Raw genomic sequence first — 15,707 nt, forward strand, 5'->3', positions numbered from 1 at the left:
TTGCGCCTTGACCTCTTCGAGGGCGGCGACGATCAGCTTGATTTTGTTTTCGATGTTCATGGATAAAGATAGAGTTGGTGTTCGTGAATGTAGTCGAGCACGGCGTCGGGCAGCAGATAACGCGCGCTGCCACGCCGTGCCAGGGTGTCGCGGATGGCGGTGGCCGAAATGCCCAGCGGCGTCATCTGTCGCAACAGCACCGAGCCGGCCGGGCAAGCGGCCGATCCGGCGGCTTGCTGCCGTTGCGATAGTTCGTGTTTCAGCTCATCCGGCAGCGCGTCGGGCTGCAGCGACTGCGCACCGGAGCGCGCGGCGACCGCAATATTCGCCAGATCGAACAGCCGCCGCCATTGATGCCAGCCCGGCAGCCCGAGAAAGGCATCCGCCCCCAGCAGCAGCCACAGCGGTTGCTCGTTGCCCAGCTCTGCGCGCAGGGCGGCCAGCGTGTCCACCGTGTAGCTCAGCTCCGGTCGCTGGATTTCGCGCGCATCCACCTCGAAGCGCGGGTTGCCGGCAATCGCCCGGCGCACCATTTCCAGCCGGTGCGCCGCCGCGGTGCGCGGCGCGCCGCGGTGCGGCGGCTGTCCGGCGGGAATGAACAGCACCCGGCTCAAGCCGATCGCCGCCGCCATTTCCTCGGCCAGCCGCAGATGGCCGAAGTGGATGGGATCGAAGGTGCCGCCGAAGATGCCGATGGGCGGCATGGCCTTAGCCGCGGACGTGCCCGTCTCCCAGCACCACCCATTTCTGGCTGGTCAGCCCTTCCAGGCCGACCGGGCCGCGCGCGTGGATCTTGTCGGTGGAAATGCCGATTTCAGCGCCGAGGCCATACTCGAATCCGTCGGCAAAGCGCGTCGAGGCGTTGACCACCACGCTCGCCGAATCGACCTCGCGCAGAAAGCGGCGCGCGCGGCCGTAGTCCTCGGTGACGATGGCGTCGGTGTGCTGCGAACCGTGGGTATTGATGTGGACGATGGCTTCGTCGATGCCGTCGACCACCTTGACCGCGATGATGGGGCCGAGATATTCCTCGACCCAGTCGGCGTCCACCGCGGCTTTCAACTTGTCCGCCGCGATGCCGGCTCCCTGCAGAATCGCCAGCGCTTCCGGATTGGCGCGCATTTCCACATCTTTGGCAGCCAGCATGCGGCCGATCTCCGGCAGCACCGCCGCGGCGACGCCGCGCGCCACCAGCAGCGACTCGGTGGTGTTGCAGGTGCCGTAGCGCTGGGTCTTGGCGTTCTCGACGATCTTCACCGCCTTGGCGAGGTCGGCGCGGTCGTCGACGTAGACGTGGCAGTTGCCGTGCAGGTGCTTGATCACCGGCACCCGCGCCTCGCCGGTGATGCGCTCGATCAGCCCCTTGCCGCCGCGCGGCACGATCACATCCACATAGTCCTTCATGGTGATGAGTTCGCCCACCGCGGCGCGGTCGGTGGTCTCGATCACCTGCACCACGGTCGCCGGCAGGCCGGCCACTTCGAGGCCTTCGCGCACGCAGGCGGCGACCACCTGGTTGGAGTGCAGCGCCTCGGAGCCGCCGCGCAGGATCGCCGCGTTGCCGGATTTCAGGCACAGCCCGGCAGCGTCCGCGGTGACGTTGGGGCGCGCCTCGTAGATGATGCCGATGACGCCGAGCGGCACCCGCATCTTGCCGACCTGGATGCCGGAAGGGCGATACTTGAGATCGGTGATTTCGCCGACCGGATCGGGCAAGGCGGCGATCTGCTCCAGGCCTTCGGCGATGCCGGCCACGGCTTTTTCGTTGATCTGCAGGCGATCGAGTAGCGCGGCGTCGAGCCCGCTGGCGCGCGCGTGCTCCATGTCGCGCGCGTTCGCCGCCAGCAGCTTCGCGGCATCGCGGCGGATCGCCGCAGCCATCGCCAAGAGCGCGCGGTTCTTCTGGTTGGTGTCGGCGCGAGCAATCGCGCGCGAGGCTTCGCGCGCCTGTTTGCCCACCGTCTGCATGTAGCTTTTAATATCCATCATCTGTTTCCATTGCTAACCGGTTCAGCCAGTGTCATGCCCACGCGCAGCAGCGTATCCCAGGGATCGCCCACCCGCTCCAGCCCCTTGGCCTGACGGTCGATCAGCGCCAGGTCGGACAGCGCGCTTTCAATTCTTGCCAGGCCCAGGCGCTTGAGCGCGCGTTCGATCTGCGGCGCGCGCTGCTTGTCGCGCCCCCACAGCGTCCGCATCGCGGCGGGCAGGCTGTCGCCCTGCGTCACTGCCGATTTTAGCCTGAGCAGCAGCTGCACTGCTGACGACACCTGCCACAGGATGGCCGGCACCGCTTCGCCGCTGTCTCTCAAATCGGCCACCACCTGGGCAAAGCGCGCGCCATCGCCCGCATACAAGGCATCCTGCAAGGCGTCGGCCTCCAGCCGGCTGACGTCGGCCACGGCATGCTCGACGTCGGCCAGCGTGATCGTTCCCGCCGGCAGTAGCAGCGCGAGCTTGTCGATCTCCTGCTGCGCCGCCAGCAAATTCCCTTCGACCTGATCGGCCAGGAATTCCAGCGCGGCGCGGTCGGCGCGCAGGCCCTGCCTGGCCAGCCGGCGGTCGATCCAGCCAGGCAGGGCGGCACGGTCGACCGGCTTGGCCTCGACCACCACGCCGCTTTTGGCGAGCGCGGCGAACCAGCGGCTCTGCATGGTCTTCCAGTCCAGCCCCGGCAGGCTGATCAGGGTGAGCGTGTCGGCGGGCAGCTTGGCGGCGTAGGTTTCCAGCGCCTTGGCGCCGTCGACGCCGGGCTTGCCGGAGGGAATGCGGATTTCTGCCAGGCGGCGCTCGGCGAACAGCGAAAGATTGTCGCCGGCAGCGAAAATGCCCTGCCAGTTGTAGCGCCCCTGCACGGTGTAGACAGTGCGTTCGCTGTGACCTGCCGCACGCGCCGCCGCGCGGATGGCGTCGCCCGCCTCCTGCGCCGCCAGCGGCTCGTCGCCCACCACCACGTAAAGCGCGGCGAGGCCACGCGCAAGGTGGTCGGACAGGCGATCGGCCGGAATGTTCAAGAAGTGCCGTTTCCTGGTTTCAGGTTTTGCAGGCGACGCAGAATCCGCAAGGCCGCGTTGTCTTCCATATCGCGATACAGCAGCTTTTCTTCGGCGCCCTTGGCCAGCAGCTGCGCATCGTCGTAGGTCATGTCGCGGTTCAACTCGATGGTTTCAGGCGCCCCCCATTCTTGCCCGTCCCTGCCGCTGACCGCATAGGTCAGCCGCAAGCCGAGCCGGTACTCGGTAACGCGCCCTGCGCCCGACAGCGAAAGAATGGTTTTGCTGCGGACGTCCTCCCTCAGCTTCAGCACGGCCTCGGCCTCGGCCGCGGTCGCGGCCAGCCGCGTCTGCTTGTTCGCCGTCAGCAGGGCACGAATGCGCTGCGCCACCGCGCTGCCCGAGGCCGCCTCGATATACAGGCTGGCAAACGGCAGGTCGGTCACCCGGCGCAGCTGGAAGCCGCAGCCCGCGACAAGCGCGGCAGGCAGGGCGGCAAGGAACAGTCGACGCTTCATGCGACGATATTAACCAAACGTCCCGGCACCACCACGACTTTCTTCGGCGGCTGCCCTTGGAGATATTTCTGCGCTGCCTCGCTTGCCAGCGCAACCGCTTCAACCACTTCGCGCGCCGCCGTCGCCGCCACGCGGATCTGCCCGCGCAGCTTGCCATTGACCTGCAGCATCAGCTCGATCTCGTCCTGCACCAATGCACTTTCGTCCACCGCCGGCCACGCCAGCGCGGCACCCGGCTTCAGTTCGGCGTACAGCGCCTCGCTGATGTGCGGCACCATCGGTACCAGCATCGCGACCGCAGCTTCCAGCACTTCCTGCCGCACGCTGCGGGTGACGGCATCCATGCCCTCCAGCCTGCCGAGCGCGTTCATCAGCTCCATCACTGCCGCAATCGCGGTGTTGAACTGCTTGCGGCGCTCGATGTCGTCGCCGACTTTCTGGATCGTCTGGTGCAGTTGGCGGCGCAGGGTTTTTGCCGCTTCCGGCAGCTCGCCGCCGGAAAACGCCGCGACCGCTCCGCCCTGCACGTGTTCGTAGGCCAGCTTCCACAGCCGCTTGAGAAAGCGGTGCGCGCCCTCGACCCCGGCGTCCGACCACTCCAGGCTCTGCTCCGGCGGTGCAGCGAACATGGTGAACAGGCGCGCGGTGTCGGCGCCGTACGCATCGATCAGCGCCTGCGGATCGACGCCGTTGTTCTTCGACTTCGACATTTTCTCGGTGCCGCCGACGACCACCGACGCACCGTCGGTCTTGAGGATCGCCACGCCGTCCTTCATTTCAACATCGGCCGGGTTGAACCAAGTCTTCTTGCCGCTCGCATCCTCGCGGTAGTAGGTGTCGGCGACCACCATGCCCTGCGTCAGCAGGTTGGCGAAGGGCTCGTCGCTCGCCACCAGCCCCTCGTCGCGCATCAGCTTGTGGAAGAAGCGCGCGTACAGCAGGTGCAGGATGGCGTGCTCGATGCCGCCGATGTACTGGTCGACCGGCAGCCACTGGTTCGCGCGCTGATCCAGCATGCCGTCGGCGAAGTCGGGGCAGGCGTAGCGCGCGTAATACCACGACGACTCGACGAAGGTGTCCATGGTGTCGGTCTCGCGCCGCGCCGCGCCGCCGCATTTGGGGCAGCTGCAGTTGACGAAGTCGGCGCGCTTGTTGAGCGGATTGCCGGAACCGTCCGGAACCACGTCTTCCGGCAGCACCACCGGCAGCTGCTGGGCCGGCACCGGCACGTCGCCGCAGGCGTCGCAGTGGATGATCGGGATCGGGCAGCCCCAGTAGCGCTGGCGCGAGATGCCCCAGTCGCGCAGGCGAAACTGGGTCTTCTTCTCGCCGAGATTCAGCGCAGCGAGGTCGGCGGCGATGGCGTCGACCGCGGCTTCGTAGCCGAGGCCGTCGTACTTGCCGGAATTGACGCAGCGGCCGCGCGTCTTGTCGCCGTACCATTCCTGCCAGCCGTCGAGCGAGAAGGTCTCGCCCTCGACTGCGATCGCCTGCTTGATCGGCAGACCATACTTCTGTGCGAAACCGAAGTCGCGCTCGTCGTGCGCCGGCACCGCCATCACCGCGCCTTCGCCGTAGCTCATCAGCACGTAGTTGCCGACCCACACCGGGATCGCTTCGCCGGTGAGCGGATGGGTCACCTTGAAGCCGGTGTCCATGCCCTTCTTTTCCATCGTCGCCATGTCGGCTTCGGCGACGCTGCCCTGCTTGCACTCATTGATGAACGCGGCGAGTTCCGGATTATCCGCAGCGGCGCGGGCGGCGAGCGGGTGCTCGGCGGCCACGGCGCAGAAGGTCACGCCCATGACGGTGTCGGCGCGGGTGGTGAACACCCACAGCTTCTCGTCCTTGCCATCCAGCTGGTAGGGGAAGGCGAAGCGCACGCCGACGCTCTTGCCGATCCAGTTGGCCTGCATGGTCTTGACCCGCTCGGGCCAGCCGGGCAGGCTGTCCAGCCCGCTCAGAAGCTCGTCCGCGTACTGGGTGATGCGGAAGAAGTACATCGGGATGTCGCGCTTTTCGACCAGCGCGCCGGAGCGCCAGCCGCGGCCATCGATCACCTGTTCGTTGGCGAGCACCGTCTGGTCGACCGGGTCCCAGTTCACGCTGGCCATCTTCTTGTAGATCACGCCCTTTTCGAACAGGCGGGTGAACAGCCACTGCTCCCAGCGGTAGTAGTCCGGCTTGCAGGTGGCTAGCTCGCGCGACCAGTCGATGGCGAAGCCGAGCGCCTGCAGCTGCGTGCGCATGTGGTCGATGTTGGCGTAGGTCCAGGCGGCGGGCGGCACGTTGTTGGCGATCGCCGCGTTCTCCGCCGGCAGGCCGAAGGCGTCCCAGCCCATAGGCTGCAGCACATTGAAGCCGCGCATCGCGTGGTAGCGCGCCAGCACGTCGCCGATGGTGTAGTTGCGCACGTGCCCCATGTGCAGCTTGCCCGAGGGGTAGGGGAACATCGACAGGCAGTAGTACTTGGGACGGTCGGACGCGTCGGCCGCGCGATAGGCCTGGCTGGCCGCCCATTTCTGCTGGGCGGCGTGTTCGATGTCCGAGGGAAGGTATTTTTCTTGCATTGCAGCAACCGCTTAGAATCAAGCCGGCGATTATACCGCCGGCCCCGCCGCGCCGCCCGGATCTGGCGCATTCCCACTGCGGCCGGCCGGCCTGTTTTGCACTGGCCGGGAACACGGCCCATCCACGGATGTCGGTTACCCTTTACCCCGAAGGAGACTTACATGAAAACGCTGCTTCCGCTCACCCTGCTTGTCGCTTCCCTGCCCGCCACCTCCCTGTCCGCCATGGCCGCCCAGCCCGACGTGCTGCCGGTCAAGCAGATCGGCCTGGAACTGGCGCGCGATATCGCCATGGCCTCGGTCGAGGCCTGCCGCCAGGACGGCTACAACGTCTCCGCCGTCGTGCTGGATCGGGCCGGCAACGTGCAGGTCGCGCTGCGCGACACGCTGGCCGCGCGCCACACGCTGGAAATCGCCGAGCGCAAGGCCGGCATGACCATCATGTCGGGCACCGAATCAGGCGAGTTCCGCGCCGCGCGCGGCGACATCCGCCCCGAGCTCAACCACATCGACGGCCTTATCGTGATGGACGGCGCGCTGCCGATCCGCGCCGCCGGCAGCCTGATCGGCGCGGTCGGGATCTCCGGCGCGCCCGGCGGCGACAAGGATGCCGCCTGTGCCGCAGCCGCGCTGAAGAAAGTGGAGGAACGGCTGGAATTCGCCATGTAAGCGCCCCTCCCCTGAAGCAGGCCGCGCACTTGCCGGGGCATACGACTCCACATGGACTTTAGTCCATAGTGGATCGGGGTCCCTGGTGGCTTCGGCGCCGCCACTACCACGGCCTACCCCTTGCGGGTAAAATGCGGGGTTTTCGCCTTTCATTCTTACCTCTTCAGGGAGTCCCAGCATGTCCAAGAAGCATCCCGTCATTGCGGTCACGGGTTCGTCCGGCGCCGGCACCACCACGGTCAAGCGCGCGTTCGAGCATATTTTCTTCCGCGAAAAGATCAATGCTGCCGTGATCGAAGGCGACAGCTTCCATTGCCTGTCGCGCATGGAATTCAAGGACGCCGTGAAGAAGGCCGAAGCTGAAGGCAATATGCACTTCAGCCATTTCGGCCCGCAAGCCAACCACTTTGCCAAGCTGGCCGAACTGTTCAAGACCTACGGCGAAACCGGTGGCGGCAAGAAGCGCTACTACATCCACAGCGACGAAGAGGCCGCCGAGCACAACAAGCGCCTCAACACCAGCCTCAACCCCGGCGAATTCACCCCGTGGGAAGACGTGCCGGCCGGCTCCGACGTGCTGTTCTACGAGGGTCTGCACGGCCTGGTGAAAACCGACGACGTCGACGTCTCGCAGCACGTCGACCTCGGCATCGGCGTGGTGCCCATCGTCAACCTCGAATGGATCCAGAAAATCCACCGCGACGGCGCCGAGCGCGGCTACTCCGCCGACGTCATCGTCGACACCATCCTGCGCCGCATGCCGGACTACGTGAACTACATCACCCCGCAGTTCTCGCGCACCGACATCAACTTCCAGCGCGTCTCCACCGTCGACACCTCCAACCCCTTCATCACGCGCGACATTCCGACGCCGGACGAAAGCTTCATCGTGATCCGCTTCCGCGAACCCAAGGGCGTCGATTTCCCCTACCTCTTGAACATGATCCCGAACTCCTTCATGTCGCGCCGCAACACCCTCGTGGTGCCGGGTGCCAAGATGGGTTTTGCCATGGAGCTGATCCTGGCCCCCATCATTCAGGACATGATCGCCGGCAAGAGCAAGTAGGCAGGTCGGGCTTGAACGGAAAACGGAGCCGGCCCGGCTCCGTTTTTTTATGGCATTGCGTGGCGCTTGCCACCCGCCGGGTTCATCGGATGTACGCTTCCGTCGCGTAGCGGCGCATCATGCGGTGGCTGTTGAAGTACGCCGCGTTCTTGCTGATCGCGCCCTTCATGAGCCTGATCCAGCTGCCCGGATCCTGCGCATGCCCGTAATAAAGCGGCAGCACCGTCTGTTCGAGCTTGTCGTACAGTGCGCGGGCGTCGCCGCCGTTCGTGCCCGCGGCATCGCCGACCGCCCAGCCGGTCAATCCTTCGATACAGCCCTCGATCCACCAACCATCGAGCACCGACAGGCTCGGCACGCCATTGAGCGCCGCCTTCATGCCGCTGGTGCCGGAAGCCTCGTACGGGCGCAGCGGCGTGTTGAGCCAGATGTCGACGCCGGCCACCAGCGCCTGGGCGATGTCCATGTCGTAATCGGGCAGATAGACGACCGGCACGACGCCTTCGAGCGCGCGCGCCTGCGCGTGCAACCGTTCGATCAGCCGTTTGCCGTTTTCGTCGCGCGGGTGCGCCTTGCCGGCGAGCACGATCTGGAACGGGTGCTGCCGGGCGATCGCCTGCAGCCGCTCGAGGTCGGCGAACAACAGGTCGGGGCGCTTGTACGCGGTCATGCGCCGGGCAAACCCGAGGGTCGGCACCTCCGGATGCAGGGCGACACCGGTGTGCGCGCGTACCCGCTCGACGAGCATCTGCTTCGCCTGCGCATGCGCCTCCCAGATGGCGGCATCGGGAATGCAGCAGTCGGCGCGCATCAGCTGTTCGGGCTCGTGGCACCAGCTCGGCAGATAATGATCGTAAAGCGCGCGGAAAGGCGCGCTGGTCCAGGTGAAAGGGTGCACCCCGTTGGTGACGGCATGCACCCGATAGCCGGGGAACATCGTATTCGAGATTTCGGCGTGGCGCTTGGCCACGCCGTTCACGTATTCGCTCAAGTTGAGCGCAAGCCGCGTCATGTTGAGGTCGTCCTCGCCCGCAAGATGCTTGAGCGTCGCCAGATCGACAAAGCCTTCGCCGGCCGCGGGGCGGCTGCGCTGCGCGCTCTCGGCATCGGCCGCATTGTCGAGCACGCGCTGCACCAGCGCATAGGAAAAACGGTCGTGACCGGCCTCGACCGGGGTATGGGTGGTGAAGTTGCATAGCGCGCGCACCCGCGGCAGATCGTAGGGCGGCTCGCCCGGGCGCAGATCCTCGGGCGGGTAAACGTAGCGCCGCAGCAGTTCGAGGCCAAGCAGTGCGGAGTGCCCTTCGTTCATATGGTATTGGCGGACCCTGAAACCGAGCGCCCGCAGCAGGCGCACTCCGCCGATGCCGAGCACGATCTCCTGCTTGAACCGGTAGACGTCGTCGCCGCCGTACAGGAAATGGGTGATCTCGCGGTCGTCATCCCGGTTCTCGTCCAGATCGGTGTCGAGCAGCAGCACCGGCTGGCGGCCGCCCATGTGGCCCTCGAGCACATACAGCCACGCGCCGATCCACACAGCCCGGCCCTCGATCGACACGGCGATCTTGGCGCCCAGCGGCTGCGCCCATGTCGCCGGCTCCCACATGGCCGCTTGCTCGACCTGCCGCCCCTGCGCATCGATCTGCTGGCGAAAATAGCCGGCGCGGCTCACCAGACTCACCGCCACCAGCGGCAACGCGAGGTCGGCGGCCGAGTGCACGGTGTCGCCGGCCAGCACGCCCAGGCCACCGGAGTAGGTCGGGATTTCGTTGCGCAGCGCGATCTCCATGGAGAAGTAGGCGACGCGCGGTTCGTGGATGAATTCATCGAGCATGCTCACGTCTCCTTGCGGTGCATTCTTCGCTGCGGCCATGGCGCAACTGCGGCCTCGCGGCCGCGTTCATGTCCTGCGGCCGCCCGTGGCGCCGGGCGGCGGCGGGGCCGGTTCACGCCACCGCGAACCCCACCAGCGCAATTTCGTCGCCGTCCTTGAGCGGGGCGGATTTCTCGGCGAACTGCTTGTTCACCGTGACATTCAGCTTGGGATTGCCGAGCAGCATCTTTTTCCACATCTCGCCGCGCCGCGACAGCAGGAACAGCAGGCGTTCGACATCGGTGATGTCGGGCGGCAGCGCGATTTCGTCGGCGCTCATGCCGAGGACGTCGACCAGATCGCCGAAAAACAGGATTTTCACCATGGAGAGCCCCTTATAATTCGCCATGATCGATTCGGCGCGGGCGGCGTTCGCGTGGGCCAACGGAGGCCGGCCGGGCTATCGGCATGGCGAATCGATAGACGTTGAAAACAGCGGGTTATTTGAGACGGCCTCGCTGCGCGGATTGACTCGGACGAGACACCCCCCATACTGCCGTCAACTGCATCGCTGTGCCGCCTCAACAATCGCCTGATTCTACCCCCGTATGTCCCCCCATCTGCTGGAAAACCTCAACCCCGAACAGCGCGCCGCGGTGACGCTGCCGCACGAATCCGCGCTGATCCTCGCGGGCGCCGGCTCCGGCAAGACGCGGGTACTGACCACCCGCATGGTGTGGCTGATCCAGAGCGGCCAGGTATCGCCGCTGGGCGTGCTGGCGGTGACCTTCACCAACAAGGCGGCGAAGGAGATGCTGACGCGGATTTCGGCGATGCTGCCGATCAACACGCGCGGCATGTGGGTCGGCACCTTTCATGGCCTGGCCAACCGGCTGTTGCGGATCCATTACCGCGAAGCCGGCCTGCCGCAGTCGTTCCAGATCCTCGACAGCTCGGACCAGCTGTCGGCGATCAAGCGGCTGATGAAGGCGATGAACGTCGACACCGAGAAATACGAGCCGAAGAAGGTGCAGGGGTTCATCAACGGCCACAAGGAAGCCGGCCGGCGCGCGCGCGATGCCGAGGCGTTCGACGAATATTCGATGCGCATGGCCGAGCTGTACGAGGCCTACGACGCGCAATGCCAGCGCGAGGGGGTGGCAGACTTTGCCGAGCTGCTGCTGCGCTCCTACGAACTGCTGTACCGCAACGAACCGCTGCGCGAGCACTACCAGGACCGCTTCAAGCACATCCTGATCGACGAGTTCCAGGACACCAACACGCTGCAATACCGCTGGCTGAAGCTGTTTGCCGGGCCGCACACCGCGCTGTTCGCGGTCGGCGACGACGACCAGTCGATCTACGCTTTCCGCGGCGCCAACACCGCCAACATGGCCGAGTTCGAGCGCGAGTTCGCGCACGGCAACGTGATCAAGCTGGAGCAGAACTACCGCAGCCACGGCCACATCCTCACCGCCGCCAACACGCTGATCTCGCAGAACGCGCACCGCCTCGGCAAGAACCTGTGGACGGCGGAGGGCGACGGCGAGCCGGTCCGCGTGTTCGAGGCGTATTCCGACCAGGACGAGGCGAGCTTCGTGGTGGACGAGGTGCGCGCGCTCAACCGCGAGGGCATGGCGCTGTCCGAGATGGCGCTGCTGTACCGTTCCAACGCGCAGTCGCGGGTGCTGGAGCACGCGCTGTTCTCCGCCAGCGTGCCGTATCGCGTGTATGGCGGACTGCGTTTTTTCGAGCGCCAGGAAATCAAGCACGCACTCGCCTACCTGCGCCTGCTGACCAACCCGGAAGACGATGGCGCATTTCTGCGGGTCGTGAACTTCCCCGCCCGCGGCATCGGCGCGCGCACCCTGGAACAGCTGGCCGACACGGCCGCGCGCTCGGGCGCCAGCCTGTGGCAGGCCGCCTGCACGTCCGGCGGCAAGGTCGCCGGGTTCGCCCGGCTGATCGAGGAGATCAAGGCCAGCACGCGCGACCTGCCCTTGCCCGAGGCGATCGACCATGTCATCGAGGCCAGCGGGCTGGCGGACTACTACCGCGCCGACAAGGAAAGCGCCGACCGCCTGGAAAACCTCAACGAACTGATCAACGCGGCGGCGCTGTTCGCGGAAGAACCCGCTTCTCCGGATGCGGCAGGCTCCGCCGAAATGATCCAGCCCGAGCTGGAGCGTTTTCTCGCCCACGCCGCGCTGGAAGCGGGCGAGCACCAGGCCGGCGCCGGCCACGACGCGCTGCAGCTGATGACGGTGCACGCCGCCAAGGGCCTGGAGTTTCACGCCGTGTTCATCACCGGGCTGGAGGAAGGCCTGTTTCCGCACGAGCAGAGCGCCAACGAGGAAAATGGCCTGGAGGAAGAACGGCGGCTGATGTACGTGGCGATCACCCGCGCGCGGCGCCGCCTGTACCTGTCGCACGCGCAGTCGCGCATGCTGCACGGCCAGATCCGCTACGGCCTGCCGTCGCGCTTTCTGGATGAGTTGCCGGAGCAGGTGCTGCTGCCTCTCAACCGCCGCAGCGAATCCGCCGCTTCCCCGGGCTATCGCGCGCCCGCCCCGATGCCGCGCAGCCAGGGCCAATCCGGCAACGACACCGGCTACAAGGTGGGGCAGAGCGTCGCCCATGCCAAGTTCGGCACCGGCATCATCATCGACTTCGAGGGGCGCGGGCCGGACGCGCGGGTGCAGGTGAAATTCCGCGACGCCGGCACCAAGTGGCTGGCGCTGGCCTACGCCAAGCTGTCGCCCGCGTAGGGCGCGGCATCGTCCGCCCACACCGCGAAAATCGCCTGATACGAGGCATACAGCGAACCGAACAGGACCGGCATTGCCACCAGCAAGCCGAGCAGCATCGGCACCAGCGCGGCAAAGAACAGCAGCAGCCCGAGCGCGAAGCTGTTCACCAGCATCGCCGCCCAGTTCCTCGCCACCGCACGCAGGCTCACCCCCAGCGCGGTGGCCGGACGCGCGCCGCCGAACAGGATCAGCGCAGGCGCGAACCAGGTGGCCATGATCAGCGGAGCAAACAAGGCCAGCCCGACAAGCACCGCAGGCATGGCCTGGTTCAGTATCGCCTGCATTTCGGCCGGCGAAGCCTCCCCTCCCTTGGCGGCGGCGGCCATCATCGCAGCCGGGTCGAAGCCCATGCCGAGCATGACCTGGCCGATCAGCAGGGTGCCCAGCAGTTGCACCGCGCCGACGGTCATCAACGGAATCGCCGGCCCCTGAACCCCGGCCAGAAAATTCGGCAGTTCGAGCTCGCGGCCCTCGTCGAGCGCGCGGTATGCCGCCATGAAGCCGGCCACCATCAGCGGCGAGGCCAGCTCCGACAGCGATCCGCCGACCACGGGAATCAGGCCGAGCGCCATCACCGTGCCGAACAGCACGCCGAACGCGGCGGACAGCAGCAGGGGGTTCTTGCGATACAGGCGAAAGCCCGCGGCCAGCCACTGGAAGCCCTGGCTGGCCGCGACCTTGCGCGGAATGTCTTGATTGGATGCAGTCGTCATGCAACGGATTGGATCGGTACGTCACGAATCGGCCTGAAAAGGGAACCTTCAGGCCGGGCTGTCATTGATGGGCGCCGCGAACGGCCGGGCACCCCGTCAATGGAATAAGCGGTGCGCGGGCAACGGCTCAGAATTCCTTCACCACCCACATCGGCGGCCGCATTCCGGAATCGAGGCTGTCCTGCCGCGCAAACTGGCCGTCGCCCTTCTGGTCGATCAGGAAATACGGCTTGCCGACCCTGGGAATGACTTTCAGCATGTACAGCTTGCCGTTGGCGCGGTATTCGACGACGCGGCCCTGGCTGCTCGGCTTGATCGTCACCGCAGGCGCGTCGCCGGGGCCCGGCGCGCCATCCGGAACCGGCTCCAGTCCGGGCGGACGCCCGGACGGTGCGGCGGCGACGGCAAGGCCGCTCAGCATCAGGGTCAGCAACACAACGGGATAACGCATGGCAGGCTCCAGAAAGCGAATAGTGTCAGCTTAGGTCAAAAGGGAAGGGGCTACAGATTGAACTGGATTTCGCGCTCGGCCAGCGACGGCATGAAGCCGCGTTTTTCATAGTGGCTGAAGATCGCATCGAGCACCTCTTCCGGCCGGTCGATGATGCGCATCAGCTCAACGTCCTTGGGGGAAATCATGCCCTCTTCGACCAGGCGGTCCTTCACCCAGTCGGCCAGTCCGCTCCAGAATTTCGAGCCCACCAGGATGATGGGGATGCCGGCGATTTTTCCGGTCTGCACCAGTGTCAGCGCCTCGAACAGCTCGTCCAGCGTGCCGTAGCCGCCCGGCATGACGACGTAGGCCGCGGCGAACTTGACGAACATGACCTTGCGCGCGAAAAAGTGCTGGAAGGTCTGGCTGATGTCCTGATACATGTTGGCGCTTTGTTCGTGCGGCAACTGGATGTTAAGGCCGACGCTGGGCGACTTGCCGAAATACGCGCCCTTGTTGGCGGCTTCCATGATGCCGGGGCCGCCGCCGGAGACCACTGAGAAGCCCGCATCGGACAGCTTGCGCGCGATGTCTTCGGTGAGCATGTAGTACGCATGGTCGGGCGGCGTGCGCGCGCTGCCAAAGATCGAAACCGCCGGGCGGATCGACGCCAGGCGTTCGGTCGCCTCGACGAACTCTGCCATAATCCCCAGCATCCGCCACGACTCGCGCGCCGAATAATTAATCTCGGCGGCGCGCCCCGGGTCGACCGCGACGGGCAATTTATCCAAGTGCATTTTCGAGCGCCTCGTGAACGATTTCAGTGTAAGCCAACCCAGAAAAATCCTGCTCCTGGTGGACGGCTCGTCCTATCTGTATCGCGCATTTCATGCGCTGCCCGACCTGCGCAATTCGGCGGGCGAACCAACCAATGCGATCAAGGGCGTGCTGGCGATGCTGCACAAACTGCGGAAGGACTACGCGGCCGATTATATCGCCTGCGTGTTCGACGCGAAGGGCAAGACCTTCCGCGACGCGCTTTATCCCGCCTACAAGGCGAACCGTCCGCCGATGCCGGACGATCTGCGCAGCCAGATCGAGCCGCTGCACGAGGCGATCCGCGCCGAGGGCTGGCCGCTCGTCGTCGTCGACGGCGTCGAGGCCGACGACGTGATCGGCACCCTGGTGCATCACGCCGAGCGCAAGGGGATCCACAGCATCGTCTCCACCGGCGACAAGGACATGGCGCAGCTGGTCGACGACCATGTGACGCTGGTCAACACCATGAGCCAGGAAACGCTCGACGAGGCCGGGGTGGCCGTCAAGTTCGGGGTGCCGCCGGAGCGCATCATCGACTACCTCGCGCTGGTAGGCGACGCCGTCGACAACGTCCCCGGCGTCGCCAAATGCGGGCCGAAAACCGCGGTGAAATGGCTGGCCGAATACGGCACGCTCGACAATCTGCTGGCGCATGCCGACGCCATCAAGGGCGTGGTCGGCGACAACCTGCGCGCCGCCCGCGACTGGCTGCCGCAGGCGCGCGCGCTGATCACCATCAAGACCGATGTCGCGCTGCCGTTCGATTTCGACGATCTCGTCCTCGGGGCGCGCGACCGGGACGCGCTGCGCGCGCTGTTCGAGCGTTACGAGTTCCGCACCTGGCTGCGCGAGCTCGACGCCGCCGCCACCGGCGCGGCCGCGGCGCCCGAGCAGGACTGCAGCGGCGAGCATCGCGCCGGCTACGAAACCATCCTGACCGAGAGCCGGCTCGACGCCTGGATCGCCAGGCTGGAAGCCGCGCCGGCGTTTGCGCTCGACACCGAAACCACCAGCCTCAACGCGATGCAGGCCGAACTGGTCGGCGTCTCGTTCGCCACGGCCCACGGCGAAGCGGCCTACCTGCCGCTGGCGCATCACTATGCCGGCGCGCCCGCGCAGCTTGACCGGACTGCCGTCCTGGCCAGATTGAAGCCGCTGCTGGAAAACCCCGACCCCAGGATCATCGGCCAGCCCCTCAAATACGACTGCCATATTTTCGCCAACTACGGCATCGCGCTCGGCGGCGTCATCGACGACACGCTGCTGCAGTCCTACGTGCTCGAAGCGCACCAGTCGCACGAGC

At 66.2% G+C, this 15,707-nt stretch carries 14 protein-coding genes; 4 read left to right on the plus strand and 10 right to left on the minus strand.

Annotation, left to right across the window (positions count from 1 at the left end):
- Positions 1-56: 56 nt before the first annotated feature.
- From nadD to leuS, 5 genes are read right to left on the minus strand one after another with little or no spacing between them, the layout of a single operon-like run.
- On the minus strand, positions 57-704 hold the full coding sequence (nadD, locus tag BGO62_RS00830) for a nicotinate-nucleotide adenylyltransferase (protein ID WP_296638596.1): 648 nt from the start codon (positions 702-704) through the stop codon (positions 57-59).
- 4 nt (positions 705-708) lie between these two features.
- Entirely contained in the window at positions 709-1,986 is a 1,278-nt protein-coding gene (locus tag BGO62_RS00835) for a glutamate-5-semialdehyde dehydrogenase (protein WP_296638633.1), read from the minus strand.
- Positions 1,986-3,014, minus strand: coding sequence for a DNA polymerase III subunit delta (holA, locus tag BGO62_RS00840; RefSeq protein ID WP_296638599.1), 1,029 nt, complete (start codon positions 3,012-3,014; stop codon positions 1,986-1,988). Before holA ends, BGO62_RS00835 begins: the two co-directional genes overlap by 1 nt.
- The gene (gene lptE, locus BGO62_RS00845; RefSeq protein WP_296638602.1) at positions 3,011-3,511 is read right to left on the minus strand and encodes an LPS assembly lipoprotein LptE; all 501 of its coding nucleotides are present in this window, start codon (positions 3,509-3,511) and stop codon (positions 3,011-3,013) included. The genes holA and lptE overlap by 4 nt, the downstream gene beginning before the upstream one ends.
- Positions 3,508-6,081 (minus strand): leucine--tRNA ligase, encoded by a 2,574-nt coding sequence (leuS, locus tag BGO62_RS00850; RefSeq protein ID WP_296638605.1) that lies wholly within the window; start codon positions 6,079-6,081, stop codon positions 3,508-3,510. The genes lptE and leuS overlap by 4 nt, the downstream gene beginning before the upstream one ends.
- Positions 6,082-6,243: 162 nt before the next feature.
- On the opposite strand from leuS, the gene BGO62_RS00855 reads away from it, so the two are divergent.
- A complete protein-coding gene (locus BGO62_RS00855) occupies positions 6,244-6,750 on the plus strand; it encodes a heme-binding protein (RefSeq protein WP_296638608.1) in 507 nt (168 codons plus the stop codon).
- A gap of 178 nt (positions 6,751-6,928) precedes the next feature.
- A complete protein-coding gene (locus BGO62_RS00860) occupies positions 6,929-7,816 on the plus strand; it encodes a phosphoribulokinase (RefSeq protein ID WP_296638611.1) in 888 nt (295 codons plus the stop codon).
- An 82-nt stretch (positions 7,817-7,898) separates the two neighbouring features.
- Here the strand turns inward: BGO62_RS00860 and glgP are convergent, their stop codons facing one another.
- Together glgP and BGO62_RS00870 are read right to left on the minus strand one after the other, a co-directional pair.
- Complete coding sequence (glgP, locus tag BGO62_RS00865) at positions 7,899-9,650, minus strand: alpha-glucan family phosphorylase (protein WP_296638614.1); 1,752 nt, start codon at positions 9,648-9,650, stop codon at positions 7,899-7,901.
- 112 nt (positions 9,651-9,762) lie between these two features.
- Entirely contained in the window at positions 9,763-10,038 is a 276-nt protein-coding gene (locus BGO62_RS00870; protein WP_296638617.1) for a MoaD/ThiS family protein, read from the minus strand.
- 199 nt (positions 10,039-10,237) lie between these two features.
- On the opposite strand from BGO62_RS00870, the gene BGO62_RS00875 reads away from it, so the two are divergent.
- Positions 10,238-12,397, plus strand: coding sequence for a UvrD-helicase domain-containing protein (locus tag BGO62_RS00875; RefSeq protein ID WP_296638620.1), 2,160 nt, complete (start codon positions 10,238-10,240; stop codon positions 12,395-12,397).
- Here the strand turns inward: BGO62_RS00875 and BGO62_RS00880 are convergent.
- From BGO62_RS00880 to BGO62_RS00890, 3 genes are all read right to left on the minus strand, one after another.
- Positions 12,373-13,152: a BPSS1780 family membrane protein gene (locus BGO62_RS00880; protein WP_296638623.1), complete on the minus strand. Its 780-nt coding sequence runs from the start codon at positions 13,150-13,152 to the stop codon at positions 12,373-12,375. The two genes, BGO62_RS00875 and BGO62_RS00880, sit on opposite strands and share 25 nt — an antisense overlap.
- A 127-nt stretch (positions 13,153-13,279) precedes the next feature.
- On the minus strand, positions 13,280-13,603 hold the full coding sequence (locus tag BGO62_RS00885; RefSeq protein ID WP_296638626.1) for a DUF2782 domain-containing protein: 324 nt from the start codon (positions 13,601-13,603) through the stop codon (positions 13,280-13,282).
- A gap of 50 nt (positions 13,604-13,653) precedes the next feature.
- Positions 13,654-14,382 (minus strand): TIGR00730 family Rossman fold protein, encoded by a 729-nt coding sequence (locus tag BGO62_RS00890; RefSeq protein ID WP_296638628.1) that lies wholly within the window; start codon positions 14,380-14,382, stop codon positions 13,654-13,656.
- 13 nt (positions 14,383-14,395) lie between these two features.
- On the opposite strand from BGO62_RS00890, the gene BGO62_RS00895 reads away from it, so the two are divergent.
- Positions 14,396-15,707, plus strand: a 1,312-nt coding sequence (locus BGO62_RS00895) for a 5'-3' exonuclease H3TH domain-containing protein (protein ID WP_296638630.1), incomplete at its 3' end; no start/stop codon positions are given.

Source organism: Thiobacillus sp. 65-1402 (assembly GCF_001897685.1).
Classification (GTDB): domain Bacteria; phylum Pseudomonadota; class Gammaproteobacteria; order Burkholderiales; family Thiobacillaceae; genus Thiobacillus.